Below are 20,273 nucleotides of genomic sequence, written 5' to 3'. Positions count from 1 at the left end.
CGAAACAAATGGCGACGTCGGCCACGCTGGTCCGCGCGCTGTCATTGTCGGCGATCACTGCGCTGATGCTGATCCCTGCCCTTGCCAGCGCGACCGATCCCGACAAGAACGCGGATGTCGCGGTGACGAGCAGCATCGCCGCCAAGACGCGCTCCGTCTCGCTCGGCGTTGGCAAGTCGGTCGTGGTCGATCTGCCGCGCGAGGCCAAGGACGTTCTGGTCGCCGATCCCAAGATCGCCAACGCCGTGATCCGCTCGGCGCAGCGCGCCTATATCATCGGCGCGGCAGTCGGCCAGACCAACGTGGTGTTCTTCGACGCCGACGGCAACCAGGTCGCCTCCTACGACATCGCGATCAAGCGCGACCTTAACGGAATGCGCGCCGCGCTGAAGCAGATGCTGCCCGGCGTCCAGATCGAGGGCGTCGGCGACAGCGTCGTCCTGACCGGCACGGTGGCAAGCCCGGTCGAGGCCCAGCAGGCCGGCGACATCGCCGCCAAACTGGTCGGCAGCGCCGACAAGGTCGTCAATTCCATCGTGGTCCGCGGCCGCGACCAGGTGATGCTGAAAGTCACCGTCGCCGAAGTCCGCCGGGACGTCGTCAAGCAGCTCGGCGTCGACCTCAGCGCCAACATGAACTACGGCACCGCCGCGGTGGTCTTCAACAACGCCAACGCCTTCACCGCCAATAACGGTGCGCTCGCCCCCAACAACGGGCTGACGGGCGCAGCCCTGAACAAGCTCGGCGTGCCGACCGTCACGGCGACGCTGCGCGCGATGGAGAGCGCGGGCGTGGTCAAGACGCTGGCCGAGCCCAACCTCACCGCGATCTCCGGCGAGTCGGCGACCTTCATCTCGGGCGGCGAGTTTCCGATTCCGACCGGCGTCACCTGCCAGACGACGACGTCGGGCACGATCGGCAATTGCGTGCAGACCGTCAGCTTCAAGAAGTTCGGCATCTCGCTCAACTTCACGCCGGTGGTGCTGACCGAGGGACGGATCAGCCTGAAGGTGATGACCGAGGTCTCCGAAGTCTCGATGGAGAACGCCCTGACCGGCGGCCAGAACGGCACGACCATTCCCTCGATCAAGACCCGCCGCGCCGACACCACGCTGGAGGTGCCCTCCGGCGGCTCGATCGCGATGGCCGGTTTGATCCAGGAGCAGACCAAGCAGGCCATCAACGGCATGCCCGGCGTCGATCAGATCCCGATCCTCGGCCAGCTCTTCCGGAGCCAGGACTTCGTCAACAACGAGACCGAGCTCATGGTCATCGTGACGCCCTACGTGGTGCGCGCCGTTGCGCAGAAGGAGCTGTCCCGTCCCGACGACGGATTTGCCCCGGCTTCCGACGCGCAGTCGGCACTGCTGGCGCGCGTCAATCGCATCTACGGCGTCGCCGCCCGCAGCGAGCCGATCGGCGCCACGCCGGTCAATTTCGGCTTCATCATCGACTGAGGCGCGGACCTGAAGGGGTTGGGGGATCCTATGATGACACGCAACACACAAGCCGGTCGTGCCAGGACGCTGTCGCTGTTGGGCGCCGTCGTCGTCAGCGCGATCGCGCTCGGCGGCTGCAATCTGACGGGCGACAATCTTGCCACCGGCACCGTGGGCGACGACTACCGGCAGCGGCATCCGATCGCGGTGACCGAGGGCGAACAGTCGATCGTCGTCTTCGTCGGCCGCGCCCGCGGCAACCTCACCGAAGCGCAGCGCGACGACGTCATGGGGCTGGCGCGCACCTGGCGCCGCGAAGGCACCGGCGCGATTGCGATCGACGTGCCGGCCGACAGCTCGAACTCGCGCTCGGCACAGGCGGTGTATCAGGAGATCCGCGGCCTGCTGGCGTCGATGGGCGTACCCGCCCATGCCATCACCAAGCGCTCCTACCATCTCGATGATCCGCGCGCGCTTCCGACCATTCGGCTGAGCTATCCGAAGATGGCCGCCGTCGCCGGTCCCTGCGGAGTGTGGCCGAGCGACCTCGGTCCCTCGATCTACAATCCGAACTACAACCAGAACAAGCAGTACGACAATTTCGGCTGCGCCACGCAGCGTAACCTTGCCGCGATGGTCGCCAATCCGTCCGACCTCGAACAGCCGCGAACCGAGACCGCAGCCTATACGCCGCGCCGTACGATCGCGTTCGATAAATACCGCAAGGGTGAGTCGACCGCGACCGCCTACCCCGAAGCCGAGAAAGCCAAGCTGAGCGACGCCGCGAAATGACCGAACAACAAGACGAGCCGCAGCACGCCAACGATTACATCGCGCCGGCGCCGCGGATTTCCGTGCAGGCCTTCTGCGCCAGCGTCGCGACCGCCGCGAACGCACGCGCGGCTGCCGACGACCGCCGGCTAGCCAAGGCTCATCTCTCGGTCCATATGGGCGGCATCGCCGCGGCGATCGACGCCTACCACAAGGCGCCGACGCCCAACGTCATCATGCTCGAGACCGAGCCGGATCATGATTTCCTGGCCGGTCTCGACGAGCTCGCCACGGTCTGCGATCCCGGCACCCGCGTCGTGGTGCTCGGCACGGCCGGCGAGACTGCGCCGTATCGCGAACTGGTCCGGCGCGGCGTCAACGACTACGTCATCGGGCCGGTCAAGGTGCTCGACATCGTGCGCTCGATCTGCAGCCTGTTCTCGGCCTCCGAAGCGGTCTCGGTCGGCCGCCTGATCGCGGTCGCGGGCGCCAAGGGCGGCGTCGGCGCCTCGACCATTGCCCACAATGTCGCCTGGACCATCGCACGCGACCTCGGGCTGGATTCGGTCGTCGTCGATCTCGACCTCGCCTTCGGTACCGCCGGGCTGGACTACAATCAGGACCCGGTGCAGGGCATCGCCAACGCCGTGTTCTCGCCCGAGCGTCCGGACTCTGCCTTCATGGAACGCCTGCTCGCAAAGTGCGGCGATCATCTCAGCCTGCTGGCGGCGCCGGCCACCCTCGACCAGGTCTACGATTTCGGCGCCGAGGCGTTCGATGCCATCTTCGATACGATGCGCATGACAACGTCCTGCATCGTGCTCGACGTGCCGCATCAATGGACCGCCTGGACCAAACGCGTGCTGGTCGGTGCCGACGATATCCTGATCGTGGCCGAGCCCGACCTCGCCAACATGCGCAACACCAAGAACATGATGAACCTGTTGAGGACCGCGCGTCCGAACGACCGTCCGCCGCTCTACTGCCTGAACCAGGTCGGCATGTCGAAGCGCCCCGAGATCGAGGTCAAGGATTTCGCCAAGACCATCGAGAGCCAGCCGATCGCGGCGATCCCGTTCGACTGCAGGCTGTTCGGTGAAGCCGCCAACAACGGCCAGATGATCGCGGAAGTCTCCGCGCGTCACCGCACCACAAGGACTTTCCTGCAGATTGCGCAACGCCTCACCGGCCGTCCCGATCTCGCCGAAGCCCGCGAGTCGTTCCTGTCGCCCATCCTCAGGAAGCTGCAGTCGCGCCGAAATGACGGGCGCCGGGCCGCCGGCTAGCGTCCCGCTAGCGCTCTAGTCGCGGCGACTGGCTGCGACCGGGATCTTCTCGGCGTCGGTGCGGCTCGCATCCCTGCGCGCCAACAGTCGCTTCAGCGCGGCGACGTTGGCTGAGCCCTGCTCCGCCGGCAAATCGGCCTTCATGATGGTTTCCGCCTCGGACTGGCGGCCCTGCAAGCCAACCACGACGGCGAGATTGGTTCGCACCCGCATGTCGCCGGGGGCGCGCTCCCGCGCGCGGCGCAGCGTCTCCTCGGCCTTCGGCAGGTCCTTCGACAGCAGATAGGACAGCCCGATATTGGAGAGCACTGACGGATCGTCAGGCACGATCTTCAGCGCACTCGCATAATACTGCCGCGCCTCGTCGTGGCGATCGAGTTGGTCGAGCACGGCGCCCTGCGCCGACAGGATGCGCCAGTCCGGATCTTCCGGCGTATGCGCGCGCCCGAGCACGTCGAATGCCTGCTGGAAATTGCCGTTGTCGGCGAGCGCCCGTCCGTAACCCGCGAGCAGCGCCTTGTTGCTGGGCTGCGCCAGCACCGCCTGCTCCATGACGGCGACCGCCTGGGCCCGCTGGCCGGTGGCGCGCAGCGCCCGGGCGTATTTCAGCGCGGCGTCGGTGTCTTTCGGGTTGGCGCGGACGCGCTCGTGGTAGGTCGCGATGTCGCGCCGCGGATCGGCCGGGGCCGGCGTGGCCTCCGCCGTGTCTCCCAATGAGCCGGTGATGTCAGACGGGCCGGAGGTTTGACAGGCAGACAACCCGATCAGCAGGATCGCGGCAGATACCGTGCCCGCGAGACGGCGCACGCGGCCTGAGGGTCGGGGGAATTTCTCAAACATAAAGCGAGACTCGGAACGGCGAAGGTTCCGGGATGCTCACAGCTTAACCCTAAGGTCCGGTTAAGGATGCCATCATGTCGCCGTCATCCGGCCCAGATGCGGTGCCGGACGCCTGGCGAGAAAGCAGCCAAATGGCAGCTTCAGTCGACTTCAGTCGACGAACTGGGCGCCGAACTCGTGCCCGATTTGCCAGGCCAGCCGGCACTGACGCGGACTGCCGGTCGACAGGATGATGGTGAATTCCGGCGGGATCTCCAGATATTCGGCGATCACCTTGACGCCGCCGGCTGAAATATCGGTGATCATGCAGTCGCGTGGCAGCGACCCTGTGCCCAGCTGAATTTTGGCGACGCTCCGGCACGGGCGGCGTTCGCTCTTGCGGCGATTCATAAACATTCTGATCCCCAAGCCTTTCTGGGCAACTTCCTGGCCTATCGTCATAGCTGGGAAAGATTGGAAACTGCCTAGCGGAACCCATCGCAATTGAGCGGTCGCGTTCGAGATTCGTTTACCGGGGGCGCCCTCGCCGGGAGACACGAGCTTTGATCAATCAACGATTGAATAGTTGAATGATATGTGCTGCAGGTCGAATGACGTCTACCCGATAGGCCGCCTCACTCGATAGCGTGCGTCGCTCCCGCCGTGGTCGCATGAGAACAAAAAGGGGTTGATCGCCAGTCGATAGACGATACCTATGTTCATTCGACTCGAATTCGCCGGGATGCCAGGAAGCATGGGAAGCATTGTTCTGCTCGATCTGATGGGGGGCGTGGCGCTCCTGCTGTGGGGCCTGCACATGGTCCATAGCGGGATTCTGCGCGCCTTCGGACCGGATTTGCGGCTGCTGCTCGCCCGGGCGCTGCGCAATCGCTTTACCGCCCTTGGCGCCGGCCTCGGCCTGACCGCCCTGCTCCAGAGTTCGACCGCGACTGCCCTGATCACCAGTTCCTTCGCCGCCGAAGAGATCGTCAGCCTGGTGCCGGCGCTCGCGATCATGCTCGGCGCCAATATCGGCACCACGCTGATCGTGCAGGTGCTGTCGTTCAACGTCGCCGCCACCGCGCCGGTCCTGTTCATCGTCGGCCTCGTTGCGTTCCGCAGCGGGCCGCGCTCCCGGATCAAGGATCTCGGCCGCGTCTCGATCGGCCTCGGCCTGATGCTTCTGGCGCTGCACATCCTGCTCGATACGATGGCGCCCGCCGAGAATGCTCCGGGCGTGCGCGTGTTCCTGGGCGCGATCACCGGCGATCCCGTGCTCTGCATCCTGATCGGCGCCGTCGTCACCTGGCTGGTCCATTCCAGTGTCGCCAGCGTGCTGCTGGTGATGTCGCTGGCCTTTTCCCAGTTCATCTCGCCCTATGCCGCATTTGCGCTGGTGCTCGGCGCCAACCTCGGCAGTGCCATCAATCCGCTACTGGAGGGCGCGCGGCGCGACAATCCGGCGAGCTACCGGCTGCCGGTCGGCAATCTCGTCAACCGCGTCGTCGGCATCCTGCTGGTGGCGCCGTTCCTGCGCCCGATCACCGAGATCATCTACGCCTGGCAACCCGATCTCGCCAAGGCGACTGCGCTGTTCCACATCGCCTTCAACGTTGCGACCGCGCTGCTGTTCATCGGCGTGCTCGACCACATGGCGCGGCTGCTCGAGCGTCTGCTGCCGAAGCGAGCGCAGGAGACCGATCCATCACGGCCGCGCTATCTCGACGAAAGTGCGCTGGAGACGCCTTCACTGGCGCTGGCCGATGCGGCGCGCGAGGTGCTGCATATGGGCGATCACACCGAGGCCATGCTGCGCAAGGTGATGGCGGCGATGCTGACCAACGATCGCGCCCTGGTTGACCAGGTGTCGAAGATGGACAACACCGTCGACCGGCTGAACGAGGCGATCAAGCTTTACGTCACGAAACTCACCCGCGGCAGCCTGGACGAGCGCGAGGGCCAGCGCGCGATGGAGATCGTCGCGTTCGCGATCAATCTCGAGCATATCGGCGACATCATCGACAAGAACCTGAGCGAGCTCGCGACCAAGAAGATCAAGCATCGCCTGCAATTCTCCACCGAAGGCGCGGAGGAATTGTCGGCGTTCCACAAGCGCACGATCGACTCGCTGCGGATCGCGTTCGGCGTGTTCATGTCGGGCGATGCCAACGAGGCGCGCAAGCTGCTCACCGAGAAGGCGGCGCTGCGCGCGGCCGAATTGGCCGCCGTCGAGCGCCATCTGGAGCGCCTGCGCGAAGGCCGGCCCGAAACCATCGAGACCACTTCGCTGCATCTCGACGTGCTGCGCGACCTTCGCCGCATCCATTCGCACATCTGCTCGGTCGCCTATCCCGTGCTCGACGCCGCCGGCGAGACCGCCGCCGATCGCGAGAGCACCACCATGGAAGCGACCGACGTTGCGGCGCCCGTGCCTTCGAGCTCTCCGGGCTCCTGACCCCGGCAAGGCCCGCCGCGCCGGCATGGCGTGATGCGATCTGCGCTCGCTATGTCGGCGGCCGATGTTCGGAGCCGAAACGCCGCGGCGGAAGCGCGGAGATGGCAGCGAGTTGGTCGATGCTGTCACGCTGGCGATCGAAAGCCCCGAGCAGATCGCCTTGCAGCAGCCGGCCGCCCGACAGCTTCATCCGAAGCGGATCGACGTTGCGGCCGTTGATCCGTACCTCGTAATAGAGGTGCGGTCCCGTCGAGAGCCCGGTCGATCCGACAAAGGCGATCGTCTCGCCCTGACGAACGCGGTCTCCGATCTTCAGCCCGGGCGGGAAGCTTGCGACGTGGGCATAGGTCGTCTCATAACCGCGGTCGTGCCGCACGCGGATATATTTCCCGTACCCGCGTTCGTACCCTTCGGTCTCGACGACGCCGGCGCCCGCGGCCGCGATGGGCGACCCATAGGGCGCCGCATAATCGACGCCCTCATGGAAACGGCGGTCGCCAAGGATCGGATGAATCCGCCAACCAAAGCCGTCGCCAAGGCGGCCGGTCACGACCGGCTTGCGCAACAGGAATTTGGTGATGGACTGGCCGGTCTCATCATAGAAATCGGAGCTGCCATCGTCCGGCGCCGTGAAGCGATAGTACCGGCGGGACTGTCCGCCCGCCGTCAAATCGATGAAGACCAACTCCGGCTGACCGATGTCGTTCGGCGCGTAGATGATCTCGGCCACATCGGCGTCGCCGAGCGGCTCGTCGAGATCGAAATCGCGGCCACAGAGCCGCATCAGTTCAGCAACGATCCCCTGGTCGACGTGGTTGGAGCGCGCAAGCGCGTCAAGGCCGTCACGCAGTGTTTCGCCCGGAACGGAATGCGTATCGATCGACTCACGCAGCGGGCTCTCGCTGCGCGCGGCGATGTCGGGCTGTTCGGGCGCGATCGGCTGGTATTGGCCGCCATCGGTGCGACCGACGGCGGACACATCGGAGCCGGCGCGTTCGATCGACACCTTCGCGACATGGCCGCGCGGCGAACCGGCGTCTTCGCCTTGTTCGATGACCGTGATTTTCTCGCCACCGGACAGCGTCTCCAGAGCGCCAGGCGACGGGAAAGCGGCCAGGATCGCCGGCGCGTCCTCCGCGGCCGCCGCCAGCGCCCGCAGAATGGCGGCCAGCGTGTCGCCGCTTCTCGCGATAATGACATGTCGGCGGTGACGCGACGACGTAGGCGACTTCGGAAGGTTGGTGACGTTGACAGCCTCGCCGATCGGAGCCGGCGGACGCGGCACGTCTTCACCGTCAGCATAGGCGCTGGTGCCGCCCGGCAGTGGGCGCCGCGCTGGACCTGTCCGTATGATGGCTGGCAGCTCCGACAGCAGGTCGCGTTGCGAGCCCGCTCGCGCGTCGTCCTTTTCGTCTCCCCGCGCTTCCTGGTGTGGCTCGAGATCGATCTCCGCGAGCCGCGCTGACACGCGGGTAAATCGACGGACCGCGCCGGCATCGCTCAGCTGCTCAATCTTGAGCGCAGCGGAATTGCCCTGCGGGCCGAGCCTCCGGTCGAGACGATCGCCGCGTCGCGCCTCGTCAACTACCTGCCCTGCGAAGCGCGGAAGTGACACGACCGGCGCGGCTGCGAATCGCGCGTGATCGCCAAACGCCCCGCGAAGCGCGCCGGCAAGAAGAGCGACGGCGGCGGATCCGATCAGAATCGTCCCCGCCATCCAACGGAGGCTGACGGCGCGCCGGTCAGGCAATTTGCGCTCGCCGGTCAGCGGTGGCTCGTCAAGCGACGGAATATCGCGGACGCTCGATAGATAACCACCCGCTTTCGTCGCTTCGTCACGGCTGGTCATCAACGCCCCTCATCCCCTGGGGCACGGTCTCGAGATGCCGCCACGCCCACGGCAAGCCGTAGATGCCATGCCGCTTGGGGCGAATGTTTGACCTTGGTTCAGATTCGGTCGCAATTGATCCCGGGCTGAGCCCGATGCTGGAATCTATCGAGATTCCCGAACAAGGCCCGGCATACTGCTCGCCGCTCCGGCGATGACGGCAATCAGCTATCGACTGTCTTCGACCCGCGGCCGCGGTTCTTCACGATCAGCATGATGTTGCGGATGTAGATCAGCGTGGCGAGACCCTGCCCGATGATGATGACGGGCTCGCGCTTGGCAAGCCCATAGATCAGTGTCATCAGGCCGCCACCCATCGAAAAGAACCAGAACGCCATCGGCACCACGCTCTGGCCGGCGCGTTCGCTGGAAATCCACTGCACGAGGAAGCGCGCGGTGAAGAACAGTTGCGCGATCAGGCCGAACGCCAGCCAGAAGTCGAACTTGGCGATGAACACGTCGTAGAGATAGGCGCTCAGCGCCTGACCGTACTGAATCAGCATCACTTCACCTCGGTCACGCCTGGCACGCCAGCGACATCGGGCACTTCAGCGACCACTTCAGTGACGACCGGCGTCGGCTTCTTGCGGCGGATCAGCCACCACACGCCGGCGAGATCCATGATCCCGATCCAGAGCCGGTCGAAAAATCCATAGTTCGACACGCCGGAATGGCGCGGCCGGTCGACGACGTCGACATAGGCAATCGCCAGCCCCTCGCGGCGGACCAGTGCCGGAAGAAAACGATGCAGCCCGTCGAAGTAAGGCATCGCCAGAAACACCTCGCGCGGAAACGCCTTCAGGCCGCATCCGGTGTCGCGGGTGCCGTCGCGCAGGATGATGCCGCGCACCGTGTTGGCGATGCGCGATTGCAGCTTCTTGAAGCCGGTGTCCTTGCGCCCGACGCGCTGGCCCGCGGCGAGGCCGACGCGACCGTTGCCGCTTTCGACCGCCGCGATCAGGTCCGGCAGGAAGGCGGGATTGTTCTGCCCGTCACCGTCGAGCGTCGCCACGATCGCGCCGCGCGCGGCGCGCACGCCGCTGCGCACGGCCGCCGACTGGCCCGACGAGGTTGCGTGGCGGAGCTGCCGGAGATTGCGCCGCCCGGCCATGACCGCGCTCAGCCGCTCGCCAGTGGCATCGGTCGAGCCGTCATTGACGTAGACGATCTCGTAGGCCCAGCGTCCGTCGAGCGCGGCCGCGATCTCGGCGATCAACGGCGCGATATTGTCCGCCTCGTTGCGCACGGGCACGACGATGGAAACGGCGACCGGCATCTGGTCGGGAGCAGGCAAATCGGCACTCGTGGTTGGTGTTGTCGGCGATGGAACCAGCCCGATCCGGCCGTCGGGCGACCGCTTTTATGGGGCGAAGGCGCTCCTCGCAACCCTTTTGAGACGCCCGTCCGACGGTCCTGACAGCGCCACCACAGTGCCGTCGCGATGAATGGCAAAACCAAGGCGGCGGGCGGCGAACCAGTAGCGCACGACCATTGCGCCGATCACCCCGACCAGCGCGCCGGCCACCACGTCGCTCGGATGATGCGCCAGCAGCACGAGCCGGGTCGCGGCGATGACCAGCGCGTAGACCAGCATCGCGAACCGCGCGCCCGGCCACACCGCGGACACCGCAAAGGCAAGCGCGAACGCCGTGATCGAATGTCCCGACGGAAAGCTCGAATAGGCCTCGGTACCGGCGAAATGCTGGAAGTTGAAGGCATTGGCCTTGCCGCCGACAAAGGGCCGCCCGCGGCCGACGATCCACTTGATCAATTCGCCGACAGCGACCGAGAGCACGACCGACAGAAACAGGTATTGCAGCCTTGTCCCGAAGCCAAGCAAGGTGGCGCGCGGCACGCCGCGCAGCGCAGGCGCCGCCAGCGCGACCACGATCAGCAGCAGGCCAAGCGCGCACAGCACATACTCGTCCTTGCCGAAATCGGTGAGCGTCTTCACCCACCACAGACCCGGCGTGCCGCGTGGCGGCATCAGACTGATCTCGGTGACATCGAACGCATACATCAGCGTGATGATCACGGCGCCGACGATGACGACGAGCAAAAGTCCGTGGCGCGCGGAGCGGCGAGCTGCCTCGGCACGGCGCGAATGCGACGGTGCCCGCACGAGCTGGGCAAAGGACAGCCAAACCAATGTCAGCAATCGTCCGAAATAGTTGGCGGATTCCGGGGTGGCTGGAAGCGCCGGCATGTCATTCCGTCCCTTCGGAACGGAAGATCGCGATCGAGACCGCCTTGCCCTGCGAGATGTTGTAGCCCTCGACGCGCACCGGCGCGTTGTAGCGCAGGCCGATCGCCTCGGCGCGCTGCACGAAGGCGCGCTCCGAGCGCTGTTCGACCAGCGCGAAGCGGCAGGAGCCCTGCCCGAGGAAATCCGCGGCGCCCGATCCGTCGGTGAGCAGCGTCGAGGTATCGGTCATGAACACGAGGCTCGGCTCGTGGAAGCCGGCGGCTGCCGCCTTCGGGCCGACGCAGGTCACGTTGCGCAAGGCGCGTGCGACCTCCTGGCTCGGAAATACGGTGGTAAGCCGCGGCAGCACCACACCATAGGTGCCGGCTGCCATCAGCGCCGCGGCAATCACCGCATTGAGCAGCGAGCGCTCGGCGCGGCTGTCCTCGAACAACCACCACGCGATCAGGCCGAACACCATCGCAACGGCGAACAACGGCCAGGCCGGAAACACCGGCTGATGGATCGCCTTGATGGCGCCGACGATCACCAGCACCGCGCCGAAGGCGGGGATCGCGAACCACCAGGCGGCGCCCCGCAACAGCCACGGCGAGCGCGACAGCACGCGCCGCTCCAGCGCGCCGACGGTCAGGATCGCGATCGCCGGATAGAGCGGCAGCACGTAATGCGGCAGCTTGGTCAGCACGGCCTCGAACACGATCCAGGACGGGATCAGCCAGGCCAGCAGGAACTGCGCACCGGGCTCGCGCCGCGCCCGCCAAACCGCAGGCGCCGCCATGCCGGCGAGCGGCGCACCGGGCCAGAACGTGATCCAGAACAGCAGCAGATAGAGTCCAGGCGGCGCGCCATGGGATTCCTGCGCACCGAGCTTGCTCAGCATGTCGCCGCCGACCGAGTCGGCAAAGAAGGTCTCGCCGGCGCGCAGGAAGATCAGCACGAACCACGGCAGCACCAGCACGAGGGTCCACATCAGCCCCCAGACCGGGCGCATGCGCCAGAACCAGGCCGCCGATCGATCGAGAATCGCAAGCCCCGCCATCGCAAGGCCGACGAACATCAGGATCAGCGGCCCCTTGAGCAGGATGCCGACCGCCAGTGCCGTCCAGAAGACCGCGGGCGGACCCCATGAAGGGTGTGCGGGATCCTCGCCGCGCTGCCACGACAGATAGACTCGCGCCATCGCGCCCATCGCCGCGGTGACGGTCAGCAGCAGCATCGCGTCGGTCTTGGCGAGCCGCGCTTCGACCCCGAGCAGCACGCAGCTTGCCATCATCAGGGCGGCCAGCACCGCCCCCTGCCGCGTCACGAAGGCCAGCGCCGTCCAATAGGTCAGCAAAACGGCGCCGATGGCGCCGATCAGGGACGGCAGGCGGTACACCCAGATGCGGACCTGGGCGCGCGGCACCCCGAGCGCGGAGACGGTCTTCAGCGCAGCCGCCTGCATCCAGTAGATGCCAACCGGTTTCTTGTAACGGACGTCGTCCTGGAAGCGGATGTCGACGAAATCGCCACTCTCGACCATCTGCTTGGTCGCCTGGGCAAAGCGGACCTCGTCACGGTCGATCGGCGGGATGGTGAAGAAGCCCGGCAGGAACAGCACGAGGCAGGTCAGCGTCAGGAACAGGATCGAACGCCATTGGCTGGCCGTTGCGAACTCGAACGCCATGAACAGCCTGCGGCTCGAATGCGCAGGTTTTACAGACTGTTGCCCTGCTCCGAAGCGCCGGGGTTGGAGGCCATCCACCATGGGTTTCGCATACGATGAAACCGCAGCGCAAACAACCGTGCTGTTCCGCTTTCCGGCCGTGCCGCTCCGCTTTCCCGTGCGATCATTGCACGCGGATCACAACGGTATCCGCGGCCCCCGTGGCGTCGATCACGGTGAGCCGCGCAAAGCCCGGCCCGGGCGGCTCGATCAGGCGCTGGCGCCGGCTGTCGATGTCCCCGGCTGAGACACCATTCACGAGCACCGTCAGCGGCAGCACCCCGCCGGCAACCTTGACCGGCAGCGCGGCATTGCGGCCGCCCTCGGATTGATCGACATCGATGCGCGAGCCGTTCAGCGGAAACTGGATGTGCGGAGCCTGGTCGTTGCCGCTACGGACCAGTTCGCCGAGCGGCCGGAAGCGGCGCAGCGGCGGCGGCAGTTTCGCGTTGGATGCGACCAGCACGCCGAGTGGCGGCTTCGGCAATGCCGCCGGGATTTTGCCGGTGCGTGCAAAGGCGTCGAACAGGATCGGCGCCGCGGCGGTGCGGCCCACCAGACCCGGCACCGGCGCGCCGTCGGGACGGCCGACCCAGACGCCGATCGTGACGCGGCCGTCGAAGCCGACCGACCAGGCATCGCGATAGCCATAGCTGGTGCCGGTCTTGAACGCGATCCGGTTGTGCACGCCGTTCTCCGGCGGCGGCGTGCCGAGCAGGACGTTGCCGACCTGCCAGGCCGCAGCCTGATCCATCAGCCGCATCGTGTCGCGGCTGTCATTCTCCTGCATGATCTCGCGCAACGGTTTAGTCGCGCCGAGCCGTGCCAGGCCGGAATAGAGCTGAGCGAGATCCTGCAACGTGATGCCGACACCGCCAAGACCCATCGCAAGGCCCGGCGCCTCGTCCTTCGGCAGCACGAGACTGGTGCCGGCCTGCTTCAGCCGCGACGACAGCCGGCTGGCACCGACCCGGTCGAGCAGCGCGATCGCCGGCACGTTGAGCGACAATTGCAGCGCCTTGCGGATCGGCACCGTGCCCTGGAACGTCATGTCGAAATTTTCCGGCGCGTAGGTGCCGAAGCGGATCGGCCGGTCCTCGATCAGGCTGTCGGGATGGACAAAGCCATCCTCGAAGGCAAGGCCATAGATGAACGGCTTCAAGGTCGAGCCCGGCGAGCGCACCGCGCGCGTCATGTCGACCTGCCCGGCCCGCCGCTCATCGAAATAATCCGCCGAGCCGACGCGCGCGAGCACGTCGCCCGTCTCATTGTCGACCACGACGATCGCAACCGAGACGTCAGGCCCCTGCGCGATGGCGCGGTCGCGCGCCAGCGCCTCCAGGTTCCGTTGTAGCGCGGCGTCGAGCGTCAGCTTGATGACGGGCGCATCCTTCATCGTCGCGATCGCCTGATCGGACGAATGCGGCGCCAGGATCGGAATCTGCTTGCGCATCTTCGGCACCGCCGTCGCAGTGGCCTGCGCGGCATCGTCCTTGGACACCACGCCATCCTCGACCATGCGCTCGAGCACGCGGTCGCGGGCGGCGTGGGCGGCGTCCGGGTAACGATCGAGCCGCCGCCGCTCCGGCGATTGCGGCAGCGCCACCAGCAGCGCGGCTTCGGCGAGCGACAGCCGCTTCGGCTCCTTGCCGAAATAGGCAATCGAGGCGGCACGGATGCCCTCGAGATTGCCGCCGAACGGCGCCAGCGCAAGATAGAGATCGAGGATCTGGTCCTTCGAGAGCTGCCGCTCCAGTTCGACCGCCCGCACCATCTGCCGCAGCTTTGCGTAGACCGAGCGCTGGTGGCGCGGCTCGATCAGCCGCGCCAGCTGCATCGTGATCGTCGAACCGCCCGAGACGATATGACCGCTGGTGAGAAGCTGGAATGCGGCGCGCGACAGCGCCAGCGGATCGATGCCGTGATGCTCATAGAAGCGCTTGTCCTCATAGGCGAACAAGAGCTTCAGATAGGTGGGATCGACTGACGTCTTCGCATCGACCGGCAGCCGCCAGCGCCCGTCCGTCATCGCATAGGCGCGGAGCAGCTTGCCGTTGCGATCGATCACCGTGGTCGAGACCTGCTGCGCCTTGTCGAGCGGCAACGGCCCGAGCGAAACGATCCAGGCGGCGAAGGCGCCGGTGATCGCAATAAGGACGACGGCCATTGCGGCCGCGACGCGGAGCGCCAGCCGCCCGCTGCGCTTGTCATGCCCGGGCTTGACCCGGGCATCCACATCCTTCGTTCGCATGGACGCGCCTATGAATGGCCGGGTCAAGCCCGGCCATGACGAGAAGAGTTTGCGCCGCGCGTCCTTGTTCATTTCGCCGGCTTCACCTCAACCGCACCGGTTCCGCTGCGGCCATAGCGCGAGGGATTGTACATGTCCTCGACATAGGCCTGCGGCAGCACATATTTGCCCGGCGACACCGCGCGCACGACATAGGCGACCGTAAACACCGCTTTGTCGTTGGCGCCCCGATCGATCGCCGCCGTGAAGCGGTCATCGCGGAACTCGGTGTTCTTCGGCTCGACGCCGTCCTCGATCCACGCGAGCGTGCCGGAATCCCCCGATGACACCAAGTTCGGGTTGTCGATCTCGAGCCCGGCCGGCAGATAGTCGGCCACCATGATGTGACCGAACTCCGGTTTGGCTTCCGTCACCTTCAGGACAACCGCGAAGCGGTCATTCTGTTTCGCCTTGGTGACATCGGCCGGCTTGCCGTCGAGCGTGAAATAGCTGCGCTCGATCTTGAAGCCGTTGGAGGCCGCCGGCTCCGGCGTGACCGGCGAGCCCGACACCGAGATCACCGCCTGCACCGGCGCATCGCCGGTATTGGTGATCCTGAGCGGCTGGCCGGTCATCTCCTCGGCCTTGTAGCTGCGATAGACCGCGGTCTTGACCGGCTGGCCGTTGATGTCGAGCGCCAGCGTCTCCTTGGCGAGCGCCCGCGCCGCCAGCACCATCCACGCATTTTCCTGCGTCGAGGTGTAGGGCGACAGTCCCCGCGCCGCCTCGACCCGCAGCACGGCTTGGGTCAGCGTGGTGCGCGGTGCATTGCCTTCGCCAGCGAGCGAGACCAGCGCAGCAGCATCGCGCAGCGCCGAGCCGTAGTCGACCCGGCCGAACTCGATCACGGGTTTCGGGTTCAGCGCATCGAGCGCGGCACCATAGACCCGCTCGGCCCTCGCCTTGTCGCCGACCAGCGCCAGCGCCGCCGCAAGCTGGGCCTTGGAGATCGGGGTCGCCAGATTGTTCAGCTTGGTGTCGGCGAGATAGCGCAGATCACCGATCGGCGCCGCGCCGTTGCGCGCGAGCACATAGAGGCCGTAGGCCAGATCGCGGCCGCCGTCCTTCTCCGGCTCGTTGGCATTGACCACCGAGTTCCTGACGCGGTCGAGCGCGTTCTTGAACAGCACGTCCGGCACCGCAAAGCCCTTTTCGCGGGCCCGGGTCAGGAAGTCTGTGACGTAGGCATCGAGCCAGGCGTCGTCGCCGCCCGCCGACCACAGGCCAAACGAGCCGTTGGACCCCTGTCGAGCGAGGAGCCGCTCGATCGCGTCGCGGATGCGCTGGTCGACCGCGGTGTCCATCGCAAGATGGGCACCGGCGGCGAGATCATTGACATAGAGCAACGGCAACGCGCGGCTCGTGATCTGCTCGGAGCAGCCATACGGGTAGCGGTCGAGCGCCTTCAGAATGCTCGCGGCATCGAGCGCGGTCGACAGGCTCGCCGAGACCGAAACGCTGCCGGTACCCGGCACAAGATCGGAGAACATGTCCGAGGTCAGCGTCAGGCTTTCGCCCTTCGCCAGCGTGCGGATCGAACGGCGCGCCAGAACCTGGGTCGCCGGCTTGACGTCGAGCGCATAATGCCGCGCCAGCGTCAGCCCGTTCGGCCCGGAGATGTCGACGTCGAACTCGGCACGTCCGGCGCCGCCGGCCTCGAGGCCCAGCGACAGCGAGGAGCGCTGCTTGGCGGCAAGCTTCACCGTCGTGGTCGAATTGCCGGAAGCCTTGATCGGGCCGCTCGCCTTGACGCTGATGGCATAGTTGCCGGCCGCACCTTCGACATTGTCGATATCCATGCTGATGGTGCCCTTGTCACCGGTCAGCAGGAAGCGCGGCAAGGTCGCGGTCACCACCACGGGATCGCGCACGATCACGTCGACATTGGCGCGGCCGACCTTGGTTGCGCTCCACGCCACCGCCATCACCCGCGCGGTGCCGGCAAATTCCGGGATATCAAAGCTCACCTCGGCCGTCCCGTCAGGCCCGACCGTGAGGATGCCGGAATAGAGCGCGAGCGGCTTCTGCGTTGGCGGCGAGCCCTGCAGCTCGGCGCCGGCAGAGTCGCCGCCGCTGCGGATCTGGCCGCGGGTACCTTGCATGCCGTCGATCAGCTGGCCGTAGAGGTCGCGGATCTCGGCGGTCAGACGGCGCTGGCCGAGATAGTAGTCGTCCGGCGCCGGCGGCTTGTAATTGGTCAAATTGAGAATGCCGACATCGACCGCGGCCAGCACCACCTTGGCGTCCTCGCCGGGATTGAGCCCGCCGAGCTTGACCGGGATCTTCAGTGTCGAGCCCGGCCGCACCAACGCGGGCGGCGACAGTTCGACGGCAAGCGTGCGCGCTTTCTTGTCGATGCCGAACCATTTCAGTCCGATCGCGCGGCCGGGCATGCGCCCGGCGGCGGCATCGAGCGGACGGCGCAACGTCGTCATGACATACGCGCCGGTGCCCCAGTCCTTGCCGACGGGGAGCTTGACCTGCCGGGTGCCCTCCGTGACGTCGACGCTTTGGGCGGTCAGCAGGCGGTCGCCAAGCACATAGACCGTCAGCTTGCCTGACGTGCGCGCATTGACCGACACGGTCATCGTGTCGCCCGAGGCATATTCCGGCTTGTCGATCGAGGTTTCCAATAGATCGGGCGTGTCGGCGCTGCCGTCGGAATACCAGCCGACGTCGAACTGCACCGAGGTGACGGGGCCGTCGGCGTCGGTCGATTTCACGTCGAGCCGGTAGCGGCCGGGCTGCGGCTGGAAGGCCAGGCGCATCGGCTTGTCGGCCGCGAGGTTGACGTCGCCATCGGCGACGCGGCGGGTCGACTTGACCGGCTCATACTGCCAGGACGAATTCTGCCGGTACCACTGGTAACGCGACTCCAGCTTCAACAGCTCGTAGCGCAGCCCGTTGCGCGGCAGCTGCTTGCCGTCGGGCGCGACGAACACGACATCGAACTCGGCCTTGTCGCCCTCGGCCACGCTCTTGTCGCCGAACAGCGGCTTGACGCCGATCAGCGAGGCGCCAGGGGCCACCGGCAGCACGATCTTGCGTTCCACCGAGCGGCCGCCGGTCTCCGCCATGCGGATGTAGATCTGGGCCTCCTGTGGCCGCGTCGAGGTCGGCACCTTCTCGAGCTTCACCGGAAAGGTCGCCGCGCCGTTGGCATCGGCCTCCGGCAGGTCCTCGATCGGGGTCCGCTCGTTGCTCGCGGTCTGCTCGTCGTCGACGCCGAACTGATAGCCGGCATAACCGGGCCGGCCGTTCGCCGCGGGCGCTACCAGCATGTCGCCCTCGAGCTGCAGGCCCGAGGCCGGCGCGCCGTAGAGGAAATGGCCGGAGACCTGAAGCTCCACTGGAACTTCAGCTTTGATCACCTTCTCCTTGCTGGTCAGATCGAATTCGACCCGTTCGGGAATGTAATCCTCGACCATGAAGGTGGCCTCGCCGACCGACGAGCCTTTCGGATCGGTAAAGACGCGGGCGCGCCAGGTGCCGGTCGGCACCGCAGAGTTCAACGCCACCGCCAGCATCCGGCCGCCGGCGCCCTGGTCGGGCAGCACGGCGCGGCGGAATTCGACGCCGTCGGGGCGCTCGATCACCATGGTCAGCGGCGTCCCGGTCAGGGCATTGCCCTGCCCGTCGCGCAACAGCGCGGTCAGATAGACGGTCTCGCTGGAGCGGTAGACGCCACGCTCGGCGTAGACGAAGGCGTCCGCGCCGGCCGGGATCGCCCGGCCCGCGACGCCGCGGTCGGTGAGGTCGAACGCATTGGTTTTCAGGCTCAGGAAGGCGTAGTCGGCCTTCTCGCCCATGACCGTCAGCAGCGCCGGCGACAACCCGCCCTCGCCGCGGGCCAGGCCTTGCTCGAACAGCACGTGGCCTGCGGCATCGGTCTTGCGCGTGGCCAGGATCTCATTGTTGCGGGCAACCAGCTTCACGTCGGCGTTGGCGACCGGTTCGGTCGAAGCCAGCGAGTTGACGAAGACGTGGATACCGTCATTGCCGGAAAAGGCCGACAGGCCCATGTCCGAGACGATGAACCATTGCGTCGCCAGCGTGCCGTCGTCGTCGGTGCCCGGCCCCTTGGCCGCGGCGGTCATGACATAGACACCGGGTTGCAGGTCGCCGAGCGCCTGGTCGACCGGAAACGCCGTGACGACGTCCTGGTTCAGCGTGGTCGCTGTCGCAAGCTCGCCGGACCACACCTTGACGCCGCGCTGGTCGCCGAGATCGGAGAGCTGATAGCGGCTCAGCGTGCTCTGGAAGTCGCTGTCGATCACCGTGTTGATCAGGTTGCGGTCGCCGATCCGGAAGACGTCGACCTTGACCGCCGGCGTGTTGACGCTGACCACCGGGATACCGCGCTGTCCGGTCCGCGGCAGCACATAGGCCCGCCCGGTGAACCGCACGAACGGCTTGCGGTCGCGGACATAGAGGTTGAACTCGGCTGATTTCGGCAGGGTCTCCTTGACGGTCGACGGCAGGCCGGCGCGCAGATTGATGTTGTAGCGCTCGCCGTGCTTGAGCCCGTCGACGCAGAGCTGCTGGCCCTCCGCCGACAAGGCCGGCTTGTCGGTGCCGGCGAGCGCGAGATACGGCGCGAAGTCGACGCGCTTGGCGAGTTCCTCCGAGAACTGGAAGCAGGCCCGCGGCGAGGCCGCGTCGGAATCGACGGCATAATCGAGCAGCCGGAAACCGTGCTCGTCGCGCATCTTCTCATACTGGCCGCGGACATCGGCGACCTCGCGCATGTCGAGCGACAGCCGCAAGCTGTCCAGCGCCGGGCGCCACAGCTTGCGCTCGGCAAGCGCTTTGCCGAGCACGGCCAGCGCGTCCGCCTCCTCGCCCGCATTGCCGGCGCGCTGATAGGCGATGTAGGCGGCAGTGGAGGCGCGCTCCATCAGGAACGTCTGTTCGCTGGAGCTCGCCGAGCGGATCTGGAAGATCGTCCTGGCGAGCCGCAGCCAGTTGGCGCCGTCCTCGGGCGTGGTCGCCGCGATCTGGCCGAGGATTTGCAGCCCGCCGCGGAAATCATTGCGCTTGAAGGCGGCGTCGGCGTCAGTGCGCAGGGTCGCGGCCGATTTGTTGACCGCGCCGGCCTCGCTCTTGATCTGGGCTTCCAGCTTGATCGCGGAATCGGCGAGATCGTCGCGCTTGAAGGCCTTGTCCGCGGCCTGGGCGCCCACCAGGGCGAGCAGCAGCGTGGCGCATATCGTGGCGGCACGAACCAATCCGATCATGATGGAGCTCCTGAACGCCCCGCGGTCGAACGCCGCGTTGGGGCCAAAAGTGCGCGAAAAGGTGACGGAGTGAAGGCGCGGACATGAACGGACGAAAACGTCGCAGATCGCATTGCCGACATTCCTTTGACCACCCCGGCGGCAGCGTCGTGCGGCTCGGCAGGCTGGACAGGCCAA

At 66.6% G+C, this 20,273-nt stretch carries 13 protein-coding genes; 4 read left to right on the top strand and 9 right to left on the bottom strand.

Annotated features, from left to right (window positions below; all coding sequences use genetic code 11):
- Positions 1-8 precede the first annotated feature (8 nt).
- From J2R76_RS06680 to J2R76_RS06670, 3 genes are read left to right on the top strand one after another with little or no spacing between them, the layout of a single operon-like run.
- Positions 9-1,457 (top strand): type II and III secretion system protein family protein, encoded by a 1,449-nt coding sequence (locus tag J2R76_RS06680; protein WP_168858547.1) that lies wholly within the window; start codon positions 9-11, stop codon positions 1,455-1,457.
- Between the two features lie 33 nt (positions 1,458-1,490).
- On the top strand, positions 1,491-2,231 hold the full coding sequence (locus tag J2R76_RS06675) for a CpaD family pilus assembly protein (protein ID WP_057016603.1): 741 nt from the start codon (positions 1,491-1,493) through the stop codon (positions 2,229-2,231).
- Positions 2,228-3,496 carry an AAA family ATPase gene (locus J2R76_RS06670; RefSeq protein WP_057016553.1) on the top strand — a complete coding sequence of 423 codons (1,269 nt, stop codon included), beginning with the start codon at positions 2,228-2,230 and terminating at the stop codon, positions 3,494-3,496. The genes J2R76_RS06675 and J2R76_RS06670 overlap by 4 nt, the downstream gene beginning before the upstream one ends.
- 15 nt (positions 3,497-3,511) lie before the next feature.
- Here the strand turns inward: J2R76_RS06670 and J2R76_RS06665 are convergent, their stop codons facing one another.
- Together J2R76_RS06665 and J2R76_RS06660 are read right to left on the bottom strand one after the other, a co-directional pair.
- Positions 3,512-4,336 (bottom strand): tetratricopeptide repeat protein, encoded by an 825-nt coding sequence (locus J2R76_RS06665; protein ID WP_253623855.1) that lies wholly within the window; start codon positions 4,334-4,336, stop codon positions 3,512-3,514.
- Between the two features lie 150 nt (positions 4,337-4,486).
- On the bottom strand, positions 4,487-4,732 hold the full coding sequence (locus tag J2R76_RS06660) for a PilZ domain-containing protein (RefSeq protein WP_026192789.1): 246 nt from the start codon (positions 4,730-4,732) through the stop codon (positions 4,487-4,489).
- A gap of 337 nt (positions 4,733-5,069) precedes the next feature.
- Here J2R76_RS06660 and J2R76_RS06655 point away from each other — a divergent pair, with 337 nt between their 5' ends.
- Positions 5,070-6,770, top strand: coding sequence for a Na/Pi cotransporter family protein (locus J2R76_RS06655; protein WP_253623854.1), 1,701 nt, complete (start codon positions 5,070-5,072; stop codon positions 6,768-6,770).
- Between the two features lie 49 nt (positions 6,771-6,819).
- On the opposite strand, the gene J2R76_RS06650 is transcribed toward J2R76_RS06655, so the two are convergent.
- The 7 genes from J2R76_RS06650 to J2R76_RS06620 all read right to left on the bottom strand — a co-directional run bounded on the left by J2R76_RS06650 (position 6,820) and on the right by J2R76_RS06620 (position 20,096).
- A complete protein-coding gene (locus J2R76_RS06650) occupies positions 6,820-8,619 on the bottom strand; it encodes a M23 family metallopeptidase (RefSeq protein ID WP_253623853.1) in 1,800 nt (599 codons plus the stop codon).
- A gap of 203 nt (positions 8,620-8,822) precedes the next feature.
- Positions 8,823-9,161, bottom strand: coding sequence for a lipid-A-disaccharide synthase N-terminal domain-containing protein (locus J2R76_RS06645; protein WP_253590196.1), 339 nt, complete (start codon positions 9,159-9,161; stop codon positions 8,823-8,825).
- On the bottom strand, positions 9,161-9,934 hold the full coding sequence (locus J2R76_RS06640) for a glycosyltransferase family 2 protein (protein ID WP_253590638.1): 774 nt from the start codon (positions 9,932-9,934) through the stop codon (positions 9,161-9,163). Before J2R76_RS06640 ends, J2R76_RS06645 begins: the two co-directional genes overlap by 1 nt.
- A gap of 84 nt (positions 9,935-10,018) precedes the next feature.
- Positions 10,019-10,864, bottom strand: a complete 846-nt coding sequence (locus tag J2R76_RS06635; RefSeq protein WP_229191481.1) for a phosphatase PAP2 family protein — start codon at positions 10,862-10,864, stop codon at positions 10,019-10,021.
- Between the two features lies 1 nt (position 10,865).
- Positions 10,866-12,611 (bottom strand): ArnT family glycosyltransferase, encoded by a 1,746-nt coding sequence (locus J2R76_RS06630; RefSeq protein ID WP_375166482.1) that lies wholly within the window; start codon positions 12,609-12,611, stop codon positions 10,866-10,868.
- An 82-nt stretch (positions 12,612-12,693) separates the two neighbouring features.
- Complete coding sequence (gene pbpC / locus J2R76_RS06625; RefSeq protein WP_253623851.1) at positions 12,694-14,820, bottom strand: penicillin-binding protein 1C; 2,127 nt, start codon at positions 14,818-14,820, stop codon at positions 12,694-12,696.
- A 68-nt stretch (positions 14,821-14,888) separates the two neighbouring features.
- Positions 14,889-20,096, bottom strand: a complete 5,208-nt coding sequence (locus J2R76_RS06620; protein WP_253623850.1) for an alpha-2-macroglobulin — start codon at positions 20,094-20,096, stop codon at positions 14,889-14,891.
- Positions 20,097-20,273: the final 177 nt, after the last annotated feature.

Source organism: Bradyrhizobium sp. USDA 4532 (assembly GCF_024171315.1).
In the GTDB taxonomy this organism is placed as follows: Bacteria; Pseudomonadota; Alphaproteobacteria; order Rhizobiales; family Xanthobacteraceae; genus Bradyrhizobium; species Bradyrhizobium australafricanum.
The sequence above is the reverse complement of the archived record's forward strand: the minus strand, read 5'-3'. Positions and strand labels throughout refer to the sequence as shown.

Bases quoted from the DNA above. Each gene is read 5' to 3' on its own strand.
- J2R76_RS06680 (WP_168858547.1), top strand. From the start codon at position 9: ATGGCGACGTCGGCCACGCTGGTCCGCGCGCTGTCATTGTCGGCGATC.
- J2R76_RS06675 (WP_057016603.1), top strand. From the start codon at position 1,491: ATGACACGCAACACACAAGCCGGTCGTGCCAGGACGCTGTCGCTGTTG.
- J2R76_RS06670 (WP_057016553.1), top strand. From the start codon at position 2,228: ATGACCGAACAACAAGACGAGCCGCAGCACGCCAACGATTACATCGCG.
- J2R76_RS06665 (WP_253623855.1), bottom strand. From the start codon at position 4,336: ATGTTTGAGAAATTCCCCCGACCCTCAGGCCGCGTGCGCCGTCTCGCG.
- J2R76_RS06660 (WP_026192789.1), bottom strand. From the start codon at position 4,732: ATGTTTATGAATCGCCGCAAGAGCGAACGCCGCCCGTGCCGGAGCGTC.
- J2R76_RS06655 (WP_253623854.1), top strand. From the start codon at position 5,070: ATGGGAAGCATTGTTCTGCTCGATCTGATGGGGGGCGTGGCGCTCCTG.
- J2R76_RS06650 (WP_253623853.1), bottom strand. From the start codon at position 8,619: ATGACCAGCCGTGACGAAGCGACGAAAGCGGGTGGTTATCTATCGAGC.
- J2R76_RS06645 (WP_253590196.1), bottom strand. From the start codon at position 9,161: ATGCTGATTCAGTACGGTCAGGCGCTGAGCGCCTATCTCTACGACGTG.
- J2R76_RS06640 (WP_253590638.1), bottom strand. From the start codon at position 9,934: ATGCCGGTCGCCGTTTCCATCGTCGTGCCCGTGCGCAACGAGGCGGAC.
- J2R76_RS06635 (WP_229191481.1), bottom strand. From the start codon at position 10,864: ATGCCGGCGCTTCCAGCCACCCCGGAATCCGCCAACTATTTCGGACGA.
- J2R76_RS06630 (WP_375166482.1), bottom strand. From the start codon at position 12,611: ATGGTGGATGGCCTCCAACCCCGGCGCTTCGGAGCAGGGCAACAGTCT.
- pbpC (WP_253623851.1), bottom strand. From the start codon at position 14,820: ATGCGAACGAAGGATGTGGATGCCCGGGTCAAGCCCGGGCATGACAAG.
- J2R76_RS06620 (WP_253623850.1), bottom strand. From the start codon at position 20,096: ATGATCGGATTGGTTCGTGCCGCCACGATATGCGCCACGCTGCTGCTC.